Source organism: Ruegeria sp. BH6 (genome assembly GCF_056538105.1).
Genome location: NZ_JBQFSR010000003.1, coordinates 224,222 through 245,782 on the forward strand (window position 1 = coordinate 224,222; position 21,561 = coordinate 245,782).

The 21,561-nt window shown below is 58.4% G+C and carries 28 protein-coding genes; 8 read left to right on the forward strand and 20 right to left on the reverse strand.

Going from position 1 to position 21,561, the window contains the following annotated elements:
- Positions 1-19: 19 nt before the first annotated feature.
- Together ACR0B8_RS09100 and hmgA are read right to left on the reverse strand one after the other, a co-directional pair.
- Positions 20-643 carry a LysE family translocator gene (locus tag ACR0B8_RS09100; protein WP_170578297.1) on the reverse strand — a complete coding sequence of 208 codons (624 nt, stop codon included), beginning with the start codon at positions 641-643 and terminating at the stop codon, positions 20-22.
- Positions 644-650: 7 nt separating this feature from the next.
- Positions 651-2,006 (reverse strand): homogentisate 1,2-dioxygenase, encoded by a 1,356-nt coding sequence (gene hmgA, locus ACR0B8_RS09105; RefSeq protein WP_226688901.1) that lies wholly within the window; start codon positions 2,004-2,006, stop codon positions 651-653.
- A gap of 57 nt (positions 2,007-2,063) precedes the next feature.
- Between hmgA and ACR0B8_RS09110 the strand changes: the two genes are divergently transcribed.
- Together ACR0B8_RS09110 and ACR0B8_RS09115 are read left to right on the forward strand one after the other, a co-directional pair.
- Positions 2,064-2,516 carry a MarR family winged helix-turn-helix transcriptional regulator gene (locus ACR0B8_RS09110; protein ID WP_170359952.1) on the forward strand — a complete coding sequence of 151 codons (453 nt, stop codon included), beginning with the start codon at positions 2,064-2,066 and terminating at the stop codon, positions 2,514-2,516.
- A gap of 65 nt (positions 2,517-2,581) precedes the next feature.
- A complete protein-coding gene (locus ACR0B8_RS09115; RefSeq protein WP_170350310.1) occupies positions 2,582-3,820 on the forward strand; it encodes an adenylate/guanylate cyclase domain-containing protein in 1,239 nt (412 codons plus the stop codon).
- 26 nt (positions 3,821-3,846) lie between these two features.
- Here the strand turns inward: ACR0B8_RS09115 and ACR0B8_RS09120 are convergent, their stop codons facing one another.
- Together ACR0B8_RS09120 and ACR0B8_RS09125 are read right to left on the reverse strand one after the other, a co-directional pair.
- The gene (locus tag ACR0B8_RS09120) at positions 3,847-4,665 is read right to left on the reverse strand and encodes a DUF2189 domain-containing protein (protein WP_170377437.1); all 819 of its coding nucleotides are present in this window, start codon (positions 4,663-4,665) and stop codon (positions 3,847-3,849) included.
- Positions 4,666-4,761: 96 nt separating this feature from the next.
- Positions 4,762-5,571 (reverse strand): division plane positioning ATPase MipZ, encoded by an 810-nt coding sequence (locus ACR0B8_RS09125; RefSeq protein WP_170350312.1) that lies wholly within the window; start codon positions 5,569-5,571, stop codon positions 4,762-4,764.
- 206 nt (positions 5,572-5,777) lie between these two features.
- Between ACR0B8_RS09125 and ACR0B8_RS09130 the strand changes: the two genes are divergently transcribed.
- Positions 5,778-6,665, forward strand: coding sequence for an AEC family transporter (locus ACR0B8_RS09130; RefSeq protein ID WP_480658341.1), 888 nt, complete (start codon positions 5,778-5,780; stop codon positions 6,663-6,665).
- Between the two features lie 79 nt (positions 6,666-6,744).
- Positions 6,745-8,340, forward strand: a complete 1,596-nt coding sequence (locus ACR0B8_RS09135) for an MFS transporter (RefSeq protein WP_480658339.1) — start codon at positions 6,745-6,747, stop codon at positions 8,338-8,340.
- A 45-nt stretch (positions 8,341-8,385) separates the two neighbouring features.
- On the opposite strand, the gene ACR0B8_RS09140 is transcribed toward ACR0B8_RS09135, so the two are convergent.
- The 3 genes from ACR0B8_RS09140 to rplS all read right to left on the reverse strand — a co-directional run bounded on the left by ACR0B8_RS09140 (position 8,386) and on the right by rplS (position 9,444).
- A complete protein-coding gene (locus tag ACR0B8_RS09140) occupies positions 8,386-8,613 on the reverse strand; it encodes a hypothetical protein (protein ID WP_170517944.1) in 228 nt (75 codons plus the stop codon).
- Positions 8,614-8,827: 214 nt separating this feature from the next.
- A complete protein-coding gene (gene rpmE / locus ACR0B8_RS09145; RefSeq protein ID WP_170350316.1) occupies positions 8,828-9,049 on the reverse strand; it encodes a 50S ribosomal protein L31 in 222 nt (73 codons plus the stop codon).
- 11 nt (positions 9,050-9,060) lie between these two features.
- Positions 9,061-9,444 carry a 50S ribosomal protein L19 gene (gene rplS, locus ACR0B8_RS09150; RefSeq protein WP_170350317.1) on the reverse strand — a complete coding sequence of 128 codons (384 nt, stop codon included), beginning with the start codon at positions 9,442-9,444 and terminating at the stop codon, positions 9,061-9,063.
- 380 nt (positions 9,445-9,824) lie between these two features.
- On the opposite strand from rplS, the gene ACR0B8_RS09155 reads away from it, so the two are divergent.
- A complete protein-coding gene (locus ACR0B8_RS09155) occupies positions 9,825-10,625 on the forward strand; it encodes a glycoside hydrolase family 25 protein (RefSeq protein WP_226688904.1) in 801 nt (266 codons plus the stop codon).
- Here ACR0B8_RS09155 and trmD read toward each other — a convergent pair.
- From trmD to ACR0B8_RS09210, 11 genes are all read right to left on the reverse strand, one after another.
- On the reverse strand, positions 10,622-11,419 hold the full coding sequence (trmD, locus tag ACR0B8_RS09160; protein WP_226688905.1) for a tRNA (guanosine(37)-N1)-methyltransferase TrmD: 798 nt from the start codon (positions 11,417-11,419) through the stop codon (positions 10,622-10,624). The two genes, ACR0B8_RS09155 and trmD, sit on opposite strands and share 4 nt — an antisense overlap.
- Positions 11,416-12,231 (reverse strand): hypothetical protein, encoded by an 816-nt coding sequence (locus ACR0B8_RS09165; RefSeq protein ID WP_170517947.1) that lies wholly within the window; start codon positions 12,229-12,231, stop codon positions 11,416-11,418. Before ACR0B8_RS09165 ends, trmD begins: the two co-directional genes overlap by 4 nt.
- Entirely contained in the window at positions 12,231-12,734 is a 504-nt protein-coding gene (gene rimM / locus ACR0B8_RS09170; RefSeq protein WP_226688906.1) for a ribosome maturation factor RimM, read from the reverse strand. The genes ACR0B8_RS09165 and rimM overlap by 1 nt, the downstream gene beginning before the upstream one ends.
- Positions 12,727-12,876 carry a hypothetical protein gene (locus ACR0B8_RS09175; protein ID WP_165590802.1) on the reverse strand — a complete coding sequence of 50 codons (150 nt, stop codon included), beginning with the start codon at positions 12,874-12,876 and terminating at the stop codon, positions 12,727-12,729. The genes rimM and ACR0B8_RS09175 overlap by 8 nt, the downstream gene beginning before the upstream one ends.
- Before the next feature lie 2 nt (positions 12,877-12,878).
- Positions 12,879-13,514 (reverse strand): 5,6-dimethylbenzimidazole synthase, encoded by a 636-nt coding sequence (bluB, locus tag ACR0B8_RS09180; protein ID WP_226688907.1) that lies wholly within the window; start codon positions 13,512-13,514, stop codon positions 12,879-12,881.
- 12 nt (positions 13,515-13,526) lie between these two features.
- Entirely contained in the window at positions 13,527-13,916 is a 390-nt protein-coding gene (rpsP, locus tag ACR0B8_RS09185; protein WP_170350323.1) for a 30S ribosomal protein S16, read from the reverse strand.
- A 43-nt stretch (positions 13,917-13,959) separates the two neighbouring features.
- On the reverse strand, positions 13,960-14,256 hold the full coding sequence (locus ACR0B8_RS09190; protein WP_170350324.1) for a chorismate mutase: 297 nt from the start codon (positions 14,254-14,256) through the stop codon (positions 13,960-13,962).
- A 34-nt stretch (positions 14,257-14,290) separates the two neighbouring features.
- Positions 14,291-14,842: a GNAT family N-acetyltransferase gene (locus tag ACR0B8_RS09195; RefSeq protein WP_170359966.1), complete on the reverse strand. Its 552-nt coding sequence runs from the start codon at positions 14,840-14,842 to the stop codon at positions 14,291-14,293.
- Positions 14,839-15,396 carry a GNAT family N-acetyltransferase gene (locus ACR0B8_RS09200; protein ID WP_170359968.1) on the reverse strand — a complete coding sequence of 186 codons (558 nt, stop codon included), beginning with the start codon at positions 15,394-15,396 and terminating at the stop codon, positions 14,839-14,841. Before ACR0B8_RS09200 ends, ACR0B8_RS09195 begins: the two co-directional genes overlap by 4 nt.
- Complete coding sequence (gene ffh, locus ACR0B8_RS09205) at positions 15,393-16,898, reverse strand: signal recognition particle protein (RefSeq protein WP_170359970.1); 1,506 nt, start codon at positions 16,896-16,898, stop codon at positions 15,393-15,395. The genes ACR0B8_RS09200 and ffh overlap by 4 nt, the downstream gene beginning before the upstream one ends.
- A gap of 206 nt (positions 16,899-17,104) precedes the next feature.
- A complete protein-coding gene (locus ACR0B8_RS09210) occupies positions 17,105-17,623 on the reverse strand; it encodes a hypothetical protein (protein ID WP_170359972.1) in 519 nt (172 codons plus the stop codon).
- An 88-nt stretch (positions 17,624-17,711) separates the two neighbouring features.
- Here ACR0B8_RS09210 and ACR0B8_RS09215 point away from each other — a divergent pair, with 88 nt between their 5' ends.
- Positions 17,712-18,242: a prolyl-tRNA synthetase associated domain-containing protein gene (locus tag ACR0B8_RS09215; RefSeq protein ID WP_226688908.1), complete on the forward strand. Its 531-nt coding sequence runs from the start codon at positions 17,712-17,714 to the stop codon at positions 18,240-18,242.
- Here the strand turns inward: ACR0B8_RS09215 and ACR0B8_RS09220 are convergent, their stop codons facing one another.
- Positions 18,243-18,983, reverse strand: coding sequence for an aspartate/glutamate racemase family protein (locus tag ACR0B8_RS09220; protein ID WP_170359974.1), 741 nt, complete (start codon positions 18,981-18,983; stop codon positions 18,243-18,245).
- 73 nt (positions 18,984-19,056) lie between these two features.
- The gene (locus tag ACR0B8_RS09225; RefSeq protein WP_170359976.1) at positions 19,057-19,638 is read right to left on the reverse strand and encodes an FMN-dependent NADH-azoreductase; all 582 of its coding nucleotides are present in this window, start codon (positions 19,636-19,638) and stop codon (positions 19,057-19,059) included.
- Positions 19,639-19,755: 117 nt separating this feature from the next.
- Between ACR0B8_RS09225 and ACR0B8_RS09230 the strand changes: the two genes are divergently transcribed.
- A complete protein-coding gene (locus ACR0B8_RS09230; protein ID WP_170359977.1) occupies positions 19,756-20,634 on the forward strand; it encodes a LysR family transcriptional regulator in 879 nt (292 codons plus the stop codon).
- Positions 20,631-21,545 (forward strand): DMT family transporter, encoded by a 915-nt coding sequence (locus ACR0B8_RS09235; protein ID WP_226688909.1) that lies wholly within the window; start codon positions 20,631-20,633, stop codon positions 21,543-21,545. The genes ACR0B8_RS09230 and ACR0B8_RS09235 overlap by 4 nt, the downstream gene beginning before the upstream one ends.
- Positions 21,546-21,561: the final 16 nt, after the last annotated feature.

Consider the following 21,561-nt stretch of genomic DNA (forward strand, 5'->3'; position numbering starts at 1 on the left):
TGATCCTTGTTTGTCTGATCTATTGCGCGTCGCGCAAGGATTTTAGCCCCAGCAAAAGCGCGGCCACTATCATGAACCCGCCCCCAGCCCGGTCCAGCCACAACCGCGCTGCACCCTTGAGCCGCGCAGCCAGCCAGCTGGCGCTGCCGCCATAGGCAGTCAGAAACAGCCCGTCGATGGTCAGATAGGTGGCAGAGAGGATTGCGAATTGCGGCCAGAATGGCAGCGCGCCGTCCATGAACAGCGGGAACAGGGCCGCGAAGAACACCACAGCCTTGGGGTTGGCGGCCGAGGTGATGAAACCCTGCATCCAAAGCGCCTTGCGGCTGGCGCGCGGCGCGGTCTGCGTGGTCTTGCGGTCCGCCTTTACGATCATCTTCACCCCAAGGAACACCAGATAGGCCACGCCCAGCCATTTGATCACCGCCAGCGCTGTGCCCGATGCCGCAATGATCGCGGCCAGACCAAGCCCCGCAGCGAGCATTTGCAACAGATTGGCCGTCAGGTCTCCGGCTGCCGTGAACACGCCGCGTTTCAGGCCATTGGTTGCGGAATTGGACAGCATCAGCAATTGGCTGGGGCCGGGTGTGCTCATCAGCAGCAAGACGGTGACGACATAGGTGATCCAGATATCAAAGCTCATCTCAGCCTCACTTTTTGCCAGAGGTTCCGTCGAACTTTTTCTCAAGAGAGGTCCAGCAGTCAATGTAATCGTCCTGCAAGGGGGCCTCGTTGGCGGCAAAAGGCGTCAGATGTTGTGGAAAGCGGGTCTCGAACATGAAGGACATGGTGTTGTCCAGCTTGTCGGGGCCCAGGTTGGCATTCGAGGCCTTTTCGAACGCCTCGCGATCCGGCCCGTGCGGCAGCATCATGTTGTGAAGGCTCATCCCGCCGGGAACAAAGCCCTGCGGTTTGGCGTCATACTGACCGTAGATGTTGCCCATCAGCTCAGACATGATGTTCTTGTGATACCATGGCGGGCGGAACGTATCCTCGGCCACCATCCAGCGTTCGCGGAACAGGACAAAGTCGATATTGGCCGTGCCCGGCTGCCCCGAGGGCGCAGTCAGCACAGTAAAGATCGACGGATCGGGGTGATCAAACAGGATCGCGCCGACCGGGCAATAGGTGCACAGATCGTATTTGTAGGGCGCATAGTTGCCGTGCCACGCGACCACGTCCAGCGGGCTTTGGCCGATCTTCGTTGTGTGGAACTGCCCGCACCATTTGACGGTCACGGTCGAGGGCACCTCGCGGTCTTCAAACGCCGCCACCGGCGCTTTGAAGTCTCGCGGATTGGCCATGCAATTGGCGCCGATCGGGCCACGACCGGGCATCTCGAATTTCTGACCGTAATTCTCGCAGACAAAGCCACGTGCGGGGCCTTCCAGTACCTCGACGCGATAGACCAGTCCGCGCGGGATGATGGCGATCTCTTTAGGTTCCAGATCAATAATCCCCAGCTCGGTGGCAAAGCGCAGGCGGCCTTCCTGCGGCACCACCAGCAGCTCGGAATCGGCTGAGAAGAAGTAGGCATCCACCATCGACTCGGTAACCAGATAGATATGGCTGGCCATGCCCTCCTGCGTGTTCACATCACCCGCCGTGGTCATCGTGCGCATGCCCGTCAACCAGGTCAGCCCCTGATCGGAATGAGGCACTGCATCCCAGCGATACTGGCCCAGGCTGATCACATCCGGATCAACGCAAGGCGCGGATTTCCAATAGGGCAGGTCGATCTTCTCGTAGCGATGCGAATGCTTGACCGAGGGCCGGATGCGGTAACACCACGTCCGCTCGGGCGGGTTGGCGGTAAAGGCTGTTCCGCTAAGCTGTTCGCCATAAAGGCCATAATTGCAGCGCTGCGGGCTGTTCATTCCCTGCGGTAACGCGCCGGGCAAGGCCTCGGTTTCAAAGTCATTTCCAAAGCCAGGCATATAGCCTGCATGGGTGCCCACGGGCGTGTTGGCCTGGGTCATTTTGTGCGGATCAGTCGGATGGTTCATCCTGTGTTCCTCCATTTGCTGCTTGAGGAATAATAGTTGTTTTTGTAACTAACAAGCATGACAGATGATCAATTCAGCGAAAATGATGGCTTTGATCTGCAAGACTTCCTGCCCTATCTGCTGAACCGCGCGGCCGAGGAAATCTCGTTAGAGTTCCAGCAGATCTACAAGGATCGTTACGGTATGCTGCGCACCGAATGGCGGGTTCTGTTTCACCTGGGCAATTATGGAGAGATGACTGCCAAAGAGATCGGCGAACGCGCCCGATTGCACAAAACCAAGATCAGCCGCGCAGTACACAGGTTAGAGTCCCGCCGGTATCTGGTGCGCAATCGCAGTGAAACAGACCGCAGGGTCGAAAACCTGATGTTGACCCACATGGGGCAATCCGTCTATCGCGAGCTAAGCGGTATTGCCGAGCAATATGACGCAAAACTGACGGCCCAATTTAACCCAGATGAAGTCGTGCTGTTGCGCAATATGCTGCGGCGGCTGGCACATATGGATTGAGTACTGGTAATCGCGGCCTCTGGTCCCCAGATGACAACCAGAGCGGACACTGGAATAATATAAAAATGACAACCCTGACTGCCGAAACGGCAAAATCCAATGATCTTATTGACTGGTTGGTTACACGCGGCCTGGAAGGGGCAGCGAAAGAAGAGCTGCTGGATGGCTATTGCAACAAACTTTTGGAACTTGGCGTGCCGCTAATGCGTTTTCACGCCGCGCAGTCGGCCTTGCATCCCGTGTACGGCGGGACCGGGTTCAGCTGGTACGAGGGCAGAGGCGGAGAATCCGAGACCTTTGAGTATTCCGAGCAACCCAGCGAACAATGGCAGCAAAGCCCTTTGTTTGCGATCTTGAACAATGAGATAGACGAGATCCGCGAACGCCTGGTCGATCAAAATGAGCCCAGCCGTTTTCCCCTGTTAAACGACCTGCGTCAGATCGGTGCGACCGACTATTACGCCACCGGTGTTAATTTTGACGTTCCCACCCACAACGCTCCGAAAGACGCCAAAAAGGCGGTGGACGGGGTGCTGTTGTCTTGGACATCGAACGCCCCCAAGGGGTTCGAGGACAAAGATCTGGAATTGATCCACACAGCCTTGCCCCATCTGGGGTTGGCGCTGAAATCTGCTGCAAGTGCGCGTGTTTCCAAGGATTTGATGCGGGTCTATCTGGGTCGCGATGCGGGACGGCGGGTGCTGTCTGGTGAAATCCGGCGGGGATCACTGCAGCAGATCGATGCGGTGATGTGGAATTTTGACCTGGAAGGATTCACCAGCCTCTCCGAAGAGCTTCCGGGTGCTGAAATCATCGACATGCTGAATGACTATCTGGCCGTAGCCGTTGGTGTCGTTCACGACAATGACGGCAATATTCTGAAATTCATGGGCGATGGGCTGATGGCGATGTTCGACGTCGGCGAGATCGACGAAGACGCGCGCGCAGCGCTGAAGGCTGTACCGATGTTGCAGCAGCGGATGGAGGCCCTAAACGCCCGCCGTAAGGCAAACGGTTTGCCAGTGGCCAACTTTACTCTGGCCCTGCATGCGGGCGAGATTCTGTATGGCAATATCGGGTCCGAGACCCGGTTGGATTTCACTGTTATCGGGCCAGCAGTAAACCAGACCGCACGGATCGCTGGGATGCACCGGTCGCTGGGGCAGAGAATTCTGATCTCGGATGATGTAGCCCGCGCGGCTCAGCCTTGCGGTCAGGACCTGATCTCGGTTGGGCGTTACATGTTGCGGGGTGTGTCCGAGCCGAAAGAGTTGTTTACGGTCTACAATGCCGCCGAGGCCTAGCCGGGGCATTTAACTGGCTGGATTGATTAGCTCTCTGCCGGTGAAACGGCCCGCTGATACAGGTGCCAGGTGGTGTGGCCAAGGATCGGCAGAGTAAAGATTAAGCCCAGAAACGCCGGAACCATCGATAACAGCATGGTGACCGAGATGATCGCCGCCCAACTAAGCATGACCACCGGGTTTTCCGTGACGACGCGAATGGACGTTATCATGGCAGAAACAAAATTTGTTTCCCGGTCCAGCAGCATGGGCATGGCGATGACGGTCACCGAGAACAGCACAGCAGACAGAAAGCCGCCTACGCAGGTGCCAACAGCCAGAAAAGTCCAGCCCTGCGGCGTGAAGAAGACAGTGTTCAAGAACCCGTCAAAATCCGAGAAGGATGCATTCTGCAGGATAATCGCCAGCCAAAGCCGAACCTGATATACCCACACCCAGAATATGAACAGGGTGACGAAGGCCATCCAGCCCAGTTCACGCTTGCGTTGATTGGCCATGACGGTGAGGATTTCAGACCAGCCGAAGCTTTCCCCTTTTTGCAACCGACGGGACATTTCATAAAGCCCGGCCGCGGCGAAAGGCGCGACCAGTGGAAAGCCTACAATGGCGGGAATGATCATCCAAATCTTGCCGAGCCAGACCAATCCCCAAACAAACAGGATTCCGAAAACGGCATAGAAGAGGCCGAAGAAACCGCTCATTAAGGGGCGAGCTAAAAAGTCGGAAAACCCGGCCTTAAGCGACGCAGTGATATCACCGGCGGTTACTTTGTTGACTTTGGGCAAAGCCTGCTGCTGCGGCGTCAGTTTGTCAGGTGGCGTGGAACCAGCGGTCTTGGATGTCATGACATACCTCCTCCGCAAACAAGTTTGCGTCAGTGGCAGCGCAAGAGCAAGGGTGGAGTAGCACGGCTTGGTTGCACCGCCTTGTCAGAACAACTTCTAAAAGTCGATCTCGACCCCAGGCAGGTTCAATTCCTTCATCATGTCGCGCAGTTCCTGCCGGGCTGCGATGTTCGAGATGTTCAGCTGTTTGACCCCGATATCCTTGAGGTCCAACAGTGTCAGGCCACGCGGGAACAACTCGCGAAAGATAACCCGCTCGGAAAAGCCTGATGCGACGCGGAAGCCGATGCGCTGGGACAGCATTTCGATCGCGCGCTGCATCTTTTCCTTGTTGACCATACGCTGTGTACCGACGCGGTTGCGCACGACCACCCAGTCGATAGGCTTGAGCCCGGCCTGCGCCCGCAATTGCCGCGCGTTCCAGACCATTTCGGAATAGACCGAGGGTCCAAGGATTTTCTCGCCCTTTGAATCAATCCGTGCCAACAGGTCAAAGTCGATGAAGCTGTCGTTCAGCGGTGTGATCAGCGTGTCGGCCAGCGAATGCGCAACCTGACTGAGGCGGGTATGCGAGCCGGGGCAGTCGATCAGGATAAAATCGCTGTCGCTTTCCAGTTCAGAAACGGCGGCGGACAGGCGGTGGTCATAGATATTCTCACCGGGTTTCAGCTTGGAGGCGTCGATCTCGGGCAGGTCATGGTGGCGCGGGCTGGGCAAGGGGACCTCGGACCCGTTCATGAATTTGCCGCGATTTTCGAAATACCGCCCCAGGCTGCGCTGTCTCAGATCCAGGTCCAGGGTGCTGACTTTGTGACCCAGCCGTGCCAGTGCGGTGGCCACATGCATCGACACGGTCGATTTGCCTGCGCCGCCCTTCTCGTTTCCGACTACGATGATATGTGCCATGCCTGTATTCCCATGTCCCGCCGTGCTTCGCACACGTTGTTGCGAACCACTATATGTTGTGGAAACCGAGATGGGAAGAACCTCAATCGGTGATTTCAGGCTCTAAATTGGAAAACTATGACGTGGAATAGGGTTAAGCTGTGTGCTTGTCAAAAGCGGTGCCCTGTTTCAGTGTCAGACGCAAAGAATTGCGATAGGGGCGACCGGTGGATCATCTGTTTCTGAACGTTCTGAACGTGGTCCTACCCGTCCTGATCTGCGCTGGAATCGGATATTGTCTGGCCCTGATCAAAGCGCCGTTCGACAATAAGGTGATCGGGGGGATCGTGTCGCGGGTGGGGTATCCGACGCTGATCATCTCGCATCTGTCCGCTACCAGTATCGCTATTGGTACTTTTCTGGATGTAATGGCCGCCGCAGCGCTGGCCATTGCCGGGTTCGGAGTGCTGGGGTTCGTCGTCCTAAAGGCGATACGCCTGCCGGTGCGCGCGTTTTTGACTCCGTTGATGCACAGCAATGTGGGCAATATCGGCTTGCCGATCACGCTGCTGGCGTTGGGGGACGCAGGCATGGCCTATGCGATGGGGTTCGTTGTCGTCGTGCTGATCAGTATCTTCACCATCGGTATGTGGATTCCGGCCGGAGAATTCTCGCCCCGTAAAATTGCCACCTCGCCGATCATCTACGCTGTGACCCTTTCGCTGATTTTAATGGCGACTGGGTACAGCCTGCCGCAACCTATCGCCAAGTCCTTCGACATTCTCGGCGGGTTGTCGATTCCGCTGATGTTGCTGACGCTGGGCCATACACTGGCGACTTTGCGGATCAAACGTCTGGGTCTGGCGGTGGTGCTGACCCTGCTGCATCTGGTTATGGCGGTTGCGATCTCAAGCGCGCTGGTCTGGGCGTTTGGCTTTACTGGGGCTGAACGCGGCGCGTTTATCCTGTGTTGTCTGATGCCATCTTCGGTTGCGACCTACCTGTTCATTGATCAGCACATGCCGGAATACGGCCCGGATGTGGCCGGATTCATTTTGGTTTCGACACTGACCACGATTGTTGTTCTACCGGTTGCGCTGTCCTACTGGATCTGACGCGCACCCTATGCGAAGCGAAAAAAGCTGCTAAACTGCTGATAAATTAGATTAAAGACCTACAATCTAAGGGGCGTTGATGACTGACAAGACCTCGGAACAAGTCACCCCGCAGGCTCGTGCCCGCGTGGTGCTGGCGATGACGGCGATCTGTATGATGGTCGTGGGGTTTAATACCACCGCCGTGACCACCATCCTGCCCAACCTGAAGGCCGAGTTCGACTTGACCCCGTCCGGGCTGCAATGGGTAATGGCAACTTATTCTGTGGCTAGCGCGACGCTTGTCACCATCGTCAGCCGTCTGGGCGACATTACCGGCAAGATGGGCGTATTTTTCTTTGGTATGATCGTCTTTGCGATCGGGTCGGCCTCGGCGCTGTTTGCTCAGGATGGAGTGATGCTGCTGATTGGTCGCGGCGCGCAGGGGGCAGGGGCGGCGGCACTGTTCGGCACCTCTCTGTCCTTGTTGACCGCTGCTACGCCCGAGGATCAGCGCGCCAGTGTCACCGGGGCTTGGGGCGCGATCGTTGGTCTGGCCATCGGTGTCGGGCCTATCGTCGGCGGAGCCTTTGGTCACTATGTCAGCTGGCGGGCAGTTTTCGCGGCTGACTTGGTTTTACTAGCTGTGGCCTTTGCCATCGGAATGCACGTCAGCAAGCGAAACTATATACCCGATACCCGTCTTGCCGGGGCGAAATTTGACTATCCGGGCGCAGTTGCCATCCTGTTGTTCCTTGGGCCACTGTCCTTTGCACTCAGCAATGGGGAAAGCGGTGGATGGGCCGCGCCGCTTACGTTAGTGCCGCTGGCCATCGCGGCGATGGCGACCATCGTTCTGGTGATTGTCTCACGCCGCAGCGCAGATCCGCTGGTCGAGCTGCGGTACTTTCGCCATCCGCGCTACTTTATGGCTGCGGCGGGCATGTTTGTTACCGGTTTCACGCTGTTCTGCTTCTTTGTATATTTCAACACCTTCGTGCAGTCGCCGGACGCCTTCAGATACAGCTCTATCGGGGCAGGGCTGGCGATCATGCCGCTCAGCCTCAGCATGTTCGTCATCTCGGTGACCGCGCCCCGCTTTTTGGCGCCCTACAGTTTCCGGTGGCCCGTTATAATTGGCCTGGGGGCGATGGCCTGCGGGTTCCTGTTGCTGATGACAACCAACAATTCCACGCAATATGCCGAGATTTGGTGGAAGCTTTTGATTGTCGGCGTCGGTATGGGCATCTGTTTTTCCTTGCTGCCGCGCCTCGGCCTGCGTCTTCTACCCGAAGAACATGTTGGCCAGGGGTCAGGCGTGATCAACGCCTGCCTCTATTTCGGAGCCACCCTTGGAGCGGTGGTCGGTGGACTGGCCGAGTCCATCACAATTCGTCGCGGTCTGTCCGAGGTGATCGCTGCGCTGCCCGCTGGGTCAACCCAGCGCGAGGATCTGGCACATGCGCTGACCCACGGCACGCCCAGCCAGATCCAGCAATTGATCGCGGGGATGGACCCGTCGACCAGCTCTGTCTTAGCCAAAGCTTTGCGCGAATTGCAGGACAATGCCTTTGACAGCGCCATGTTGGTCGCCGCGGTTGCCGCGCTTGTCGGCATGGTACTGGCCTTGCTGCTACTGCGCGGGCCGGTGCCGCCGTTGCACAGTGCGGCAGAGCTGACGCGCGCACCCAGGTAAATGCATTAGCGGAAAAGGACGTCGACCGGTCTGGATCAAATGGGTTTAACCTCCAAGGTACACCCCATCTTTGGGTCGATAGAAAACCTTCTGATCGTGCAGCTTGCCAAGAAGATCATGGACGCGGCGCAGGGTGTTTTCGCGATCCACTTTCCCATCATCCGTTTCATCTGGTGTTGCCAGCGAACGGGAGGCAGCCAAGCCGCGCAAGGCTGTTTCGATCAGATCCATATCCTGCACCGAAAGTTCGAACATATCATTGTACTTGGGCATTTCAGGGTCTCCGTCGTATCAGGGCGGTTCTTGGTGCCAAGTGTAGCACCTTTTCAGCATTGTGCGGCGATCACTGCGTGTGACGCGTGAGATCGGCGAGGGTGCCTTCAGGGGCTTCCTTTCTAGCAGGCCCTTTGTATCGTCTCACATGCCTGTCCCAAAAAGAAAAAGGCCGCCCCTCGGGACGGCCTTTCGCATTCGAAATGGGTTGGGATTAGAAGCCCAGACCTTCGTATTTCTTCTTGAACTTCGACACGCGGCCGCCGGCGTCCATCAGGCGCGACGAGCCACCGGTCCACGCGGGGTGCGAGGAGGGGTCGATTTCCAATGCCAGCTGGTCGCCTTCGCTGCCCCAGGTGGATTTCATCTGAACCACGGTGCCATCGGTCATTTTGACGTTGATGAAGTGGTAATCGGGATGGATGTCTTTTTTCATCTTTCCGCTCCTTACGCCTCGGCGCCAGCTTTGGGCTTGTAGTTTGTGACTTCTGCGATACGTGCGGATTTACCGCGACGGGTGCGCAGATAGTACAGTTTGGCGCGGCGGACGCGGCCACGGCGGACAACGGTGATGCTGTCGATGTTGGTCGAATGCAGTGGGAACACACGCTCCACGCCTTCGCCAAACGAGATTTTGCGGACGGTGAACGATCCGGCGATGCCGTCGCCACCTTTGCGCGCGATGCAGACGCCTTCGTAGTTCTGCACACGGGTGCGCGACCCTTCGGTCACTTTAAAGCCGACACGGATGGTGTCACCGGCTTTGAAATCGGGGATGTCTTTCCCCAGGGCGGCAATCTGTTCCGCCTCAAGCTGTGCGATCAAGTCCATCGCAGTTACTCCTATCTGCTCGTGGTTGGTCCACGAAGTTAAGCACGGCCTGAGAGCTCTTGGTCTTCACCGGGTCCTGCGTACAGCCCGCCAGAGATCAGATCGAATGTTCCTTTGGTCTGGCCTGCCCTGACACGCCGTGGCTGAAGAAAGCTGAGCGATGCGCCATGATGCAAACCAAAACACCGGAGTCGCGTTACGCGGCACCGGATTGCGCTGCTTTACGGGGTTTGCGATCAGGGATCAAGATAAAAACACCATATATTCAACGCAAGGGTGGTGGGTTTTCGCCGTAAGCAAACTGCACCGTTGCCTTATCAGGCCGATCAGGCATTCTGGGGGCAATTATAAGAGCAGTAATTTAAAAACAGGAACCGATCATGCGCATTGCATTGATGCTGGCCGCCATGGCCTTTGCGACTCTGTCCTGCGGTCGCAGCACACCTCCGCCTCAAAAGGTCGAGGCCAAAGCTTTTCTGAGTACAACTTCCCCTTCGGTCATCTACCCGGCCTTTGGCGACGCCGACCCGCATGACTGGGATGGGCGGCATCCTGGTCACTATCCGGTGCATGGGCTGGATGTCTCACGCTGGCAAGGGCCGATCGATTGGCATCAGGCCAAGGCATCAGGCGTCAGTTTTGTGTTCATCAAAGCGACCGAAGGTGGAGATGTCGCCGACCCCTTGTTCGAAGACCATCGCCGTGGCGCGCAGGCCGCGGGCGTGCCATGGGGGGCGTATCACTATTATTATTTCTGCCGTCCAGCCCATGAACAGGCCCGGTGGTTCATCAAGAATGTGCCAAAGGGGGCCGACCTGCCACATGTGCTGGATATGGAGTGGACGCCGCATTCCAGAACCTGCAGGTTGCGCCCCGATGGTGCCACTGTCCGGGCCGAGGCTAAGCGGTTTCTAGATATCTTGGAACGTCACTATGGACGCCGTCCGATAGTCTATACAACGGTGGATTTTCATGGGGATACAGAAATCGGACGTCTGCGCGGAACCGAATTCTGGCTGCGATCCGTTGCCGGACACCCCCATCAGGTTTATCCGAGATCGTCCTGGCGGTTCTGGCAATATACCGGCACCGGGCTGGTGCCTGGCGTGCAGGGCAAGGTGGATATCAACACGTTCAACGGCCACCCCGAAAGCTGGGCGCGCTGGAAGGCGGGGGGCTAGTCCCGCTCTTTTCGGTAGATCTCCCACAGATCGGGTCGCCGTTCGCGGGTGATCTGTTCTGACATTTCGTGCCGCCAATCGGCAATGCGCCCGTGGTGGCCGGACATCAGAATGTCGGGGATCGGGCGGCCCTTCCATTCGGCGGGGCGCGTGTATTGCGGATGCTCCAGCAAACCAGACGAAAAGCTCTCTTCCTCGGCCGAGGCCTGATTGCCCAATACGCCGGGGATCAATCGCACCGTGGCGTCGATAAGTGCTTGCGCTGCGATCTCACCACCAGTCATAACGAAGTCGCCCAAGCTGACCTCTTGGACGCCATAATGTTCCAGCACCCGCTCATCGACACCCTCGAAGCGTCCACACAGCAGGGTCATGCCGTCGCAGCGCGCGAGGTTTTGCATCATACGTTGATCCATCCGGCGTCCACGCGGGCTGAGATAGATCAGCGGCCAATTGCCCTGAACACCCGCCATCGTGTGTTCGATCGCCTCTCCAAGAACGTCGGCACGCAGCACCATGCCTGCACCACCACCCGCAGGTGTGTCGTCGACGTTGCGATGTTTGCCGATGCCGAACGGGCGCAGATCAACGGTTTCCAGCTGCCACAAACCTTCCTGTAATGCCTTTCCGGTCAGGCTTTCGCCCAGCACCCCAGGAAAGGCTGAAGGAAACAGAGTGATGATCTTGGCCTTCCACACCCCATGCAGATCAGGCGTAGGAGTCAACAGCTCGCGCGGTTTCAGGGCTGGGCGGATCGCCTTGCGACCGTGGGATTTACTGGGTTTGTCTGTCATGTCGTGCCGGTCAGAGCGCCTTTTGCGCGTTCAATTATCGCCGTCTTTTGCGCAATCAAGGCGGCTTCGTCCAGACGCGAGCGATTCAAATCCAGCAATTCCGCCAGAACGTCCTCGGGTAGGCGATTGTTCACCCGGGAAGGCGGCACCAGACGTTTGGTCTTGTCGCGCGACAGGTTCAGAAATTCGGCGAACGGGGTGCCGGGACCAAAGCGTTGCAGTTGCAATTCCTCAAGCCAACCTGTCTTCACCGTGACTGAAGGCAACCGATCGCGGATTTGGTCTGCCGTGTCTTGCAAAGATGGCAGATGATTCATGCTCGCCCGGAAGGCTTCGAAGTCATGGACCTGACGCATGCGTTCCAGATCATGCGCCCAGAGGCTGCGCAGCCAGCCGCCGCGCTGGCGCAAGGACAGGTAGATCGTGATCTCGGCCTCTTGCTGGTCAAAGCGGTGCCGGACCGCATCCACCAGACAAGCGGCAAGTTCCGGTGCGGCTGCGTAGCCCTGTTCGATGTTGCGGCTAGGGCGTAGCCCGGCAAAGTTTTCTTCGCTGACGATCAACCCGCGTCTGGTGCCGAAGTCCAGTGTTTCGAGAAAGGCGCGCATTCGGGTTCCGAATTCGGACAACGTACCCACGGTGCCATATATGGAATGTGTGGTGGCCGCGCGGGACAGGCCCGAGTTTCGGGTGCGATAGGGCAAGATCAGCGAGAAATGCGGCCAGATCAATTCGCGGTTGTCATACAGGAAAGACTGGGCCGCGGTGGTGCCGGTTTTGTGCAGCCCTAGATGCAACAAAACCCTCCGCATCAGATCAGCCCTTCGGGCGGATCAGCGACAATGCGGCCCTTGTCCAGATCAACCGTCGGAACAGCCTCGCGCGTAAAGGGCAGCAAGACCGTAGATTTCAGACCCGGACCGTGCAGTTCCAGCAAGTCGGCCGCGCCGTGGTTTTGCACCGATTTCACCCGGCCCAGCAGAGTGCCGCCTGTATCATAAACCTCAAGTCCGATCAGATCGGTGTGATAGAATTCGTCGTCGGGCAACGAGGGCAGCTGATCGCGACGGGCATACAGACGCAGGCCATTGATCGCGTCCGCTTGTTCTTTGGTTTCAATCCCGCCCAATCGGGCGGCGAACCCGTTCTTGATGGGGCGGGTCAAAACCAAGGGGTAACGCTCGCCGCCGTTTTCGTCCGTCAGTGGGGAATAGGCCTCGATATCCTCGGGGACCGCGCAAAAGCTTTTCAGGCGCACTTCGCCGCGCACCCCGTACGAGCCCGCAATGCTGCCGACACAGATCAGATCACTCATTTGGCTTGTCCACCGTCACACATAATCCGTCCTGCCAATCGCCGCGTGCCTCACAGGCCTCGCGCTGGTTCGAGCGTTCAAAGAACACGCCCACAATAAATGCGATCATCAGCAGGATGGGAAGTCGAATAAGCCCGAACATTCTTAGCGCACCTCAATCGGCAGCGTGTCGTGGCGGCTTTCCCAGCCAACACGTTCCAATTCGGGGGTGTCGGAAAACTCTTCCGGCTGCCCGACGCAGAAATAGCCGATCAGCCGCCAGTCGTCCGACACGTTCAAGTCACGGGCCAGCCGGTCAGGGTCTAGGATCGACACCCAGCCCAGCCCCAGCCCTTCGGCCCGCAGGGCCAGCCAGAACAGGGTGATGGCCGAAACGACCGAATAGCGCCGCATCTCGGGCATGGTGCCTGCGCCCAGGCCCTGCCCCTTGTCGGTGGCATCGTCGCAGAACACCGCCAGTTGCACAGGGGCCTCCTGCATCCCCGACAGTTTCAGGCGGCCGTAAAGCTGCGCCTTCTCGCCGGAATATCCCGCCAGAGCGTCTGAGTTTGCGGTTTGGAAATTCTTCAGCGCAGCAGCCCGCGCCGCCTCGCTTTCGACGCGGATCACACGCCAGGGTTCGCTAAGCCCCACCGAAGGGGCCAGGCGAAACGCGTCGAGGCAGCGCGTCAGCACTGCCTCGTCTATCGCATCGGTGCGGAACCGGCGCACATCGCGCCGGAGCCGCATCAACAGATCGAACTGCGTGCGGAAATCGTCAGTGAAAGTCTGATCCTGCACGCGCTCGCCTGCTTATTCTTCTGCTGCTGCTTCTTCAGCCGGTGCAGCAGCTGCTTCGGCAGCTTCAGCAGCCTTTGCAGCTTTCTCTTCCGCGCGTTCCTGAGCTTTCTTGCCCGGGGTCCCCTTATTGGGGTTGTTACGCTCGGCTTTGTCACGGGTGCCAGCGGCTTCCAGCATGCGCGCGATACGGTCGGTGGGCTGTGCGCCCTGATCCAGCCAGTACTGGATGCGCTCCATGTTCATTTTCACGCGCTCTTCGCTGTCTTTCGGCAGCAGCGGGTTGTAGGTGCCCAGTTTCTCGATGAAACGACCGTCGCGAGGCATGCGGCTGTCAGCAGCCACGATGCGGTAGAAAGGACGTTTTTTCGAGCCGCCGCGGGCGAGACGAATTTTCATTGCCATGGTGGTATCTCCTTTGGATGGCGTTTACCGGGATCGTTTCCGGTTAATTCTGGTGTTTCTTGTGGTGTCGGATGACTTCCTGAATGATGAAATTCAGGAAAGCCTTGGCGAAGTCGGGGTCTAGATCGGCCTCTTTCGCCAGGTCTTCTAATCGTGCGATCTGCGCAGCCTCGCGCGAAGGATCGGACGGGGGAAGGTCGTGTGCGGCCTTGAGCTTGCCAACAGCCTGCGTGTGCTTGAACCGCTCGCCCAGCGTATAGACAAGGATCGCGTCCAGCCGGTCGATGCTTTCGCGATGCTCTTTCAACAGCGCGGCAGCCTGTGTCACGGGGTTGGTCATTGGCCGTTCCTCTTTGCGGGCAAAGCGATGTGGGTCATGCGTAGGCCTCCATGCCGCCATTCACCAGATCGGCGGGGGCAGGGTGGCGCCAGATTTCGGTCGCGCCGAATTTCGGGTGTTCGTAGTGATAGTCGAGCTTAGCGCCCAGCCGTTTGGCCACGGCCTTGCTGGCGTGGTTTTCCGGGTCGATCAGTGAAATCGCCGTGTCCCAGCCCAATATGTCATAGGCATGGGCGCGCGCGGCCAGAGCGGCCTCGGTCGCATAGCCCTTTCCGGTCGCATGATTCATCAGGGTCCACCCGACCTCGGGCTCGGGCCAACCTTCGGGGAACCAAAGGCCGATCCGCCCGACATAGTTGCCAGTGTCTTTTTCGTCGACGCTCCAATATCCATAACCACGCAGAGCCCAGTGACCAAAATGCATGGCAATGATCCGCCACACTTCATCCCGACGCAGAGGTCCGCCGACATACTTCGCAGCATCGCTGGCAAAGAACGCGGTGTCCGCGTCCAGATCAGTTTCAGATGGTGCGCGCAGGATCAGACGTTCGGTTTCCAGAGTCGGTATGGCCAGAGCAAGTTTCATGCCGGCACCTCGCCATAGCGCCAGACATGCTGGTCTACATCAAATGCACGTTCGGCAACTACGTCGCGCGTAGCACCCAAGCGCTTTGCCAACGCATTCGAACGGGCATTTGAAGCCGATACATAGCTTACGAATTGCCCAGATCCCAACAGGTCAAAACCGAAATCGCGAACAGCTGAGCACGCCTCGGTGGCGTAACCCTGCAGTCTGTGATCTGCGCGGAACAGGTAACCAAGCTCGGGCTCCTGATCGTCCCATTCGAGACCCAGAATGACAAAGCCAATGACCGGTGCATCCTCGTTCAGCGTAACGGTGAACAGACCATGTCCGTGCAACAGCCAGCCGGAGGTATAGTAGGAAAACTCGGTCCAGGCGTCCTCATCAGTGTCGCCAAAGCTCTCTTTGCAGATCGACGTCCACACTGGCAGGTCGTCCAAAGTGGGCGCGCGCAGAACCAGTCGCCGGGTCTTAAGGACCGGCAGGGCCGCGCGATACTGCGCTGCTGCCATCGCCGCCTTGCCGGACGGGGGCTGGGTGCAGCGTGCTGGGGTCACTTTTTCTTTCCGAACCCGCTGAGACCCGGAGGCAGACCCATGCCGCCACCCATACCGGGCATGCCGGGCATTTTGCCGCCCATTGCCTTGGCCGCCTGTTCCAGCGCCTTGGGGTCCATACCTGCGGCCATTTCCTCGGGCGACGGGCCACCTTTGCCGAACATGCCCTTCATGGCCTGTTTCAGCATCTTGCCTTTACCCATCTTGCCCATCTTTTTCATCATGTCCGACATCTGCCGGTGCATCTTGAGCAGTTTGTTGAGGTCGCTGACCTCCATACCGGAACCGGCTGCAATGCGTTTCTTGCGGCTGGCCTGCAGCAGTTGCGGGTTGGCACGTTCGCGCTTGGTCATCGACTGTATCAGGGCGATCTGCTGGCGCAGGATTTTGTCGTCCAGACCGGCCTGATCCATCTGCTTTGCCATCTTGTTCATGCCCGGCATCATGCCCATCATGCCCTGCATGCCACCCATCTGGATCATCTGCTCCAGCTGCATTTTCAGGTCGTTCATGTTGAACTGACCTTTGACCATACGCTTCATCATGCGCTCGGTCTGTTCCATCTCCATCGTTTCCTGGGCCTTTTCGACCAGAGCAACGATGTCGCCCATGCCCAGAATACGACCGGCGATCCGGTCCGGCTCAAAGGTTTCGAGGGCGTCCATCTTTTCGCCCAAGCCGACAAAGCGGATCGGCTTGCCGGTGACTGCTCGCATGGACAGTGCTGCGCCGCCACGTCCGTCACCGTCCATCCGGGTCAGGACCACGCCCGAAATGCCAACCTTGGCATCGAATTCTTCGGCGACCTCAACAGCGACCTGGCCGGTCAGGCCGTCGACCACCAGCAGCGTTTCGCGCGGGTCTACCGCGTTGCGGACCTGCTCGACCTCGTCCATCAGCACTTCGTCGATATGCAGACGCCCTGCAGTGTCGAGCATGTAGACGTCATAGCCACCCAGCGTCGCCTGCTGCTTTGCGCGCTTGGCAATATCGACCGGTTTTTGGCCAGGGACGATCGGCAGGGTATCGACGCCGACCTGCGTGCCCAGAACGGCCAGCTGATCCATCGCTGCCGGACGATAGACGTCCAGCGAGGCCATGAGGACCTTTTTGCCCTCTTTCTCTTTCAGGCGTTTGGCGAGTTTACCGGTGGTGGTCGTCTTACCCGAACCCTGCAGACCGACCATCAGGATCGGGGCAGGCGGGTTGTCGATCTTCAGCGCACCGGGGTCTTCCTCGCCGCGCAGCACGTCGACCAGCGTATCATGCACGATCTTGACGACCTGCTGACCTGGGGTGATCGACTTGGTGACCGCCTGACCGGTGGCCTGGCTTTGAACCTTCTTGACGAATTCACGGGCAACCGGCAGCGAGACGTCAGCCTCAAGCAGCGCAACCCGAACCTCACGCAGGGCGGTCTTGACGTCTTCCTCGGACAGGGCGCCCTGCTTGGTCAGCCGGTCAAAGACGCCGGAAAGGCGTTCGGATAGATTTTCAAACATGCCTTCGGCCTCCTTAGCCGGTTATCTCGTGGCGCCTCTTAGATAAGAAACACCGGTTAAATGCACAATTGCCCCCTCCCACTGAATTAGACGTGGGGGTAATGCCAAATGGCATTGCCCCCACGGGCGAAACTCGCTGGTGGGGGGCGATCCCTGAACGACTCAAGGGACCGGAAGATCAGATGCTTCCGGATGTTGGCGGCGATTTAGGCCGATTGGCTGGCAGAGTCAACCTTGCGTGCCGGAAGCCATTCATTGACGGCATCCACCAGCCGATGCGCGCCGCGCCCACTGGAATAGGCCTCAACAATGGGGTGCCGACCCTCGCTCATGCCTTTGTCCAGTATGAGTACGGGGCGATACAGCGTAGATGAGCCCTTGTTGCTGCGCGAAATCGTTGTTTCAATCTCGGCATGGGACAGGTTCGACAGCATGTGTTCGACGGCATCATAGCCAAAAACCGAATGCCTGCGGATCACGATGCTGTCTTTGTCCCGGTCCAGAATGACCTGAACGCGCCGTACAAAAGCGCAGAAGGCCCCAAATCCTAACCCTCCGCCGCCGAGGGCGAATATCAGGCCGAACAGGATGGCCTCGCCCCCCTCGGTCATCAAGAAGAGACCGACGCCGACAAAGATTAGAATAAATAAGACGAGTGTGATGCCTATGAACCATGGGGTATCGGACAGGATCAGTTGGTTCGGTGTATTGCGCGTGACTTTCATGGCGGCACGCTAGCACTGTGTCGCGGGTCTGTCGTGCCTTGAATCTTGTTCCATGTTGCGCGAAGAGCGCGTTACGTAGGAGGTTCCCATGGACGCATCATCTGCCTTTCAAGATACATTGCCGCTCAGCTCTGACGCGCTGCTGACGCAGTTGGGCGATTGGGGGCTGGCCTATCGGTTGCACAGCCATATCCCGCTGCGCACGGTCGAGGATGCGAAAGGGGTTGAGGATCAGTTTCTGGTGCCCGGAGAAAATACGCTGCGGCTCAAGAACCTGTACCTGCGTGACAAGAAAAAGCGGAACTATCTGGTGACGCTGGAACAGAGCCGCGAGATTGACCTTAAAGCCCTGGGTGCGGAGTTGGGTGTCGGGAACCTGTCCTTCGGTTCGGCGGATCGTCTGATGCAGAACCTCGGTATCCGGCCCGGCGCGGTCAGCCCACTGGCGATGATCAATGGGGTTCAGAACGAAGTGCAGTTCTTTATGGATAGCGCGGCGCAGAATTCAGACGTGATCAACATGCACCCGCTGGTGAACGACCGTACCGTAGTAATGACGCGCGCCGATCTGATGGCGTTCTTTGACCGGATCGGCTGTGAAGTGACCTGGTTGCCCTGATCAACCCTCCAGCGCTTCTTTCAAAGCCGCCTCGACATGCGCTGCGGACGGGTTAATGAATAGGTGTCCGTCGGACTTGAAAACGGGATCGTCCAGATGATCAGAAAAGGCCAGGGGTAACTCGGTGCAGGCCAGGAGGATGGCGGTGCCGGGGGTGGCATGTTTGTTGCAAAAGGTCAGTAGTCGTGTGCGGGCCGTGTCCGACGCGCCGCCGTAGAATTCGCTGTCGATCATGGCCTGCATCTCGGCAATCTCGGGTTCCGGCAGGCGGTCGTTGGCCGTGATGCCCTCTTTGGCCAGCCGATCGGCATAGTCAGTCGCCTGCATGGTCACCGCCGTCCCCAGAACCAGAGCGCTTGATGCTCCGGCAGAGGCAGTGGCTTCGGCGGTTGCGTCAAAAATGCTCAGAATTGGCATCGCCACGCCTTGCCGGATCGCGTGCAGCCTTGCGTGTGGCGTGTTCGAGGCGATGACACCGAAATCGCAGCCTGCGCGTTCCAACGTCAAAAGGGCCTCGCGGAAGACGGCGTCGAATTCGGCCCAGCTGGCCTCATCCCCTGCCACACCGCGCAGGGCGCGGGTTTTGGCCTGTGTGACGGATTCAATGGTCATGGGCGGGATGGGTAGTGGCGAGCCGTGACCGAGGTCAGCAAAATACCGGCCCGCGCCCTGGGCAATCGCCCGGTAATAATCCACGGTCGAGGCCCAGCCCACTCCGCCCAGAATTCCGATCTTTTTCATAACCAACGCCCAGCCTGCCAATTCCCGTTCGGGAGGAAGACTGGACGTTTCAGCGTATAAAGACCAGAGGCGATCAGGCCGCCAGCTCAGTTACCGCCTTGTGGGCGTTGTTCAGCGCGGCCTCGGTGTCCAGCGCCATTTTGTCGGCGGCGACCACGTCGACATTGGTGATGCCAATAAAGCCCAGAACGTGACGCACATAGTTGGTGGCAAAATCGATCTCGGACCCAACGGCAGTGCCGCCCGAGGCGATGGCCAGAACCACGCGTTTGTCTGTCAGCAGTCCCACTGGGCCGTTCTCAGTATACGAGAATGTCAGGCCGACGCGGGCAACCAGATCAATCCAGGCTTTGAACGCGGCAGGCACCGAAAAGTTATAGATCGGCAGGCCGATGACGATGGTGTCGGCCTGTTGCAGCTCGCCGACCAGTGAATCCGATAGCGCCAGATGTTCGCGCTGCGCGTCGTTGCGCTGATCGCCGGGGGTGAAGTTGGCGCTGATCCAGTCCTCGGTCAGCAGGGGCAGGGGGGAGGCCAGATCGCGACGGATAATGCGTGCAGCACCCAGATGGTTGACGATACGGTTCGACAGATCGCGGGTAGCTGAACCTTCACGGCGGGCCGAGGCGTCGATATGCAGGATGGTCTTGGTCATTTCACTTGGTCCTTCTGATAGGATTTTCGTCTGCGGCCAATATGGATATTGCGAGAATGAACAAAACTCGGATATATCAACACTGACTGTTGGAATTTGCACATCTGAGGTAATGCCGTGGACAATTGGGACGAAGTAAGAACCGCTTATCAGGTTGCCCGTATGGGGACCGTCAGCGGCGCGGCCGAGGTTTTGGGCGTGCATCATGCCACCGTGATCCGCCATATCGACGCGATCGAGGCACGGCTGGGTGTCAAACTGTTCCAGCGCCATGCGCGTGGTTACACGCCGACCGAAGCCGGGGATGATCTGTTGCGTGTGGCACAAGCGACCGAGGATCAGTTCAACCAACTGGTCGGGCGAATGAAGGGGCGGGGGGACGATGTCTCGGGGGAGTTGGTTGTAACGTCTCTGTCCTCACTGGCGCCTTTGGTGGTTCCGGTACTTAGTGAATTCCAACGCCTGCACCCGGGCTTGATCGTGCGCTATCTGACTGGGGATCGCCTGTTTCGTCTGGAATATGGCGAAGCGCATGTGGCGATCCGGGCGGGTTCGGCCCCTGATCAACCGGACAATGTGGTGCAGCCGTTTATCGATCAGGAAGTCGGGCTTTATGCCAGTACAGCATATGTGGAGCGTCACGGTCAGCCCAAGAGTGTCGAGGACCTTAGAAACCATTTCTTCGTTGGTGCCGACGATGAAAACAGCCGCGCTCCGTTTTCGCGCTGGTTGCGCAAGACCGTACCGGCCGAAAACATCATATTTCGCTGTACCAATAATTTCTGCAACCGCGAGGCGGTTATGTCTGGGGCTGGGATCGGCTTCATGGCTCGTTGGGAGGCGGGCCGCGACCCAAGTCTGATCGAGGTCATAGAGCCGCTGCCCGAATGGTTCGGGAATCTGTGGCTTGTGACCCATGTGGACCTGCACCGCACCACCAAGGTTCAGAGTTTCCTGACCTATCTGAAAGAGCAATCCAAAGGTTGGTCGGCGTGAGCCCTCAGGCCCAGGGCCATCTGGCCATGCTGGTTTTTTCGGCTCTGGTGGCGGGCAGTTTTTCGCTGGGGTCACTGATCGCCAACCAGATCGCGCCTGAAGCGATCACGGCAGCTCGATTTCTGATCGCATCGGTTGTGATCGGCGTTGCGGCGCTTCTGACGACCGGCTTGTCCCGAAGCGCGGCGCAGGCACCCTGGCGTTATCTGGTCTTGGGCGGATTGTTCGCCAGCTATTTCGTGCTGATGTTCCATGGATTGAAGACCGCGCCCCCGGTCAGCGCAGCGGCAGTGTTCACGCTGACGCCGGTGATGTCAGCGGTTGCAGGGTGGGTGTTGCTGCGGCAGGTCACCACGCCAAGAATGGCTTTTGCCCTGTCAGTTGGCGCAGTGGGCGCGCTTTGGGTCATATTCCGGGCCGACTGGCGGGCCTTTATGGCGTTCGAGATCGGTGGCGGTGAGATCATCTATTTCTGGGGCTGTTTGGCGCATGCGATCTACACGCCCATGGTGCGCAAGCTGAACCGAGGCGAGCCGGCGGTGGTGTTCACCTTTGGTACTCTGGTCGCGGGCTGCGTGTTGCTGACGTTGTATGGTTGGGCCGAGATCCGCGCGACCAACTGGGCCAACCTGCCGCTGATTGTTTGGGTCGGGCTGCTCTATGTCTCGATCTTTGCAACGGCGGCCAGCTTTGTTCTGGTGCAATTCGCAACCCTGCGGCTGCCTTCGGCCAAAGTGATGGCTTACACCTATCTGACCCCCAGCTGGGTGATCCTGTGGGAGGTTGCATTGGGTCAGAAGCCCCCAGGCTTACTGGTGTTTGTGGGTGCAATTCTGACCGTCGTGGCGCTTGTACTCTTGTTAAAGGTCGAGGGTCAGCCGCGCGCATCATCCAAGCCCGTGCCCGAATGACGCTTGTGTTCCCGTC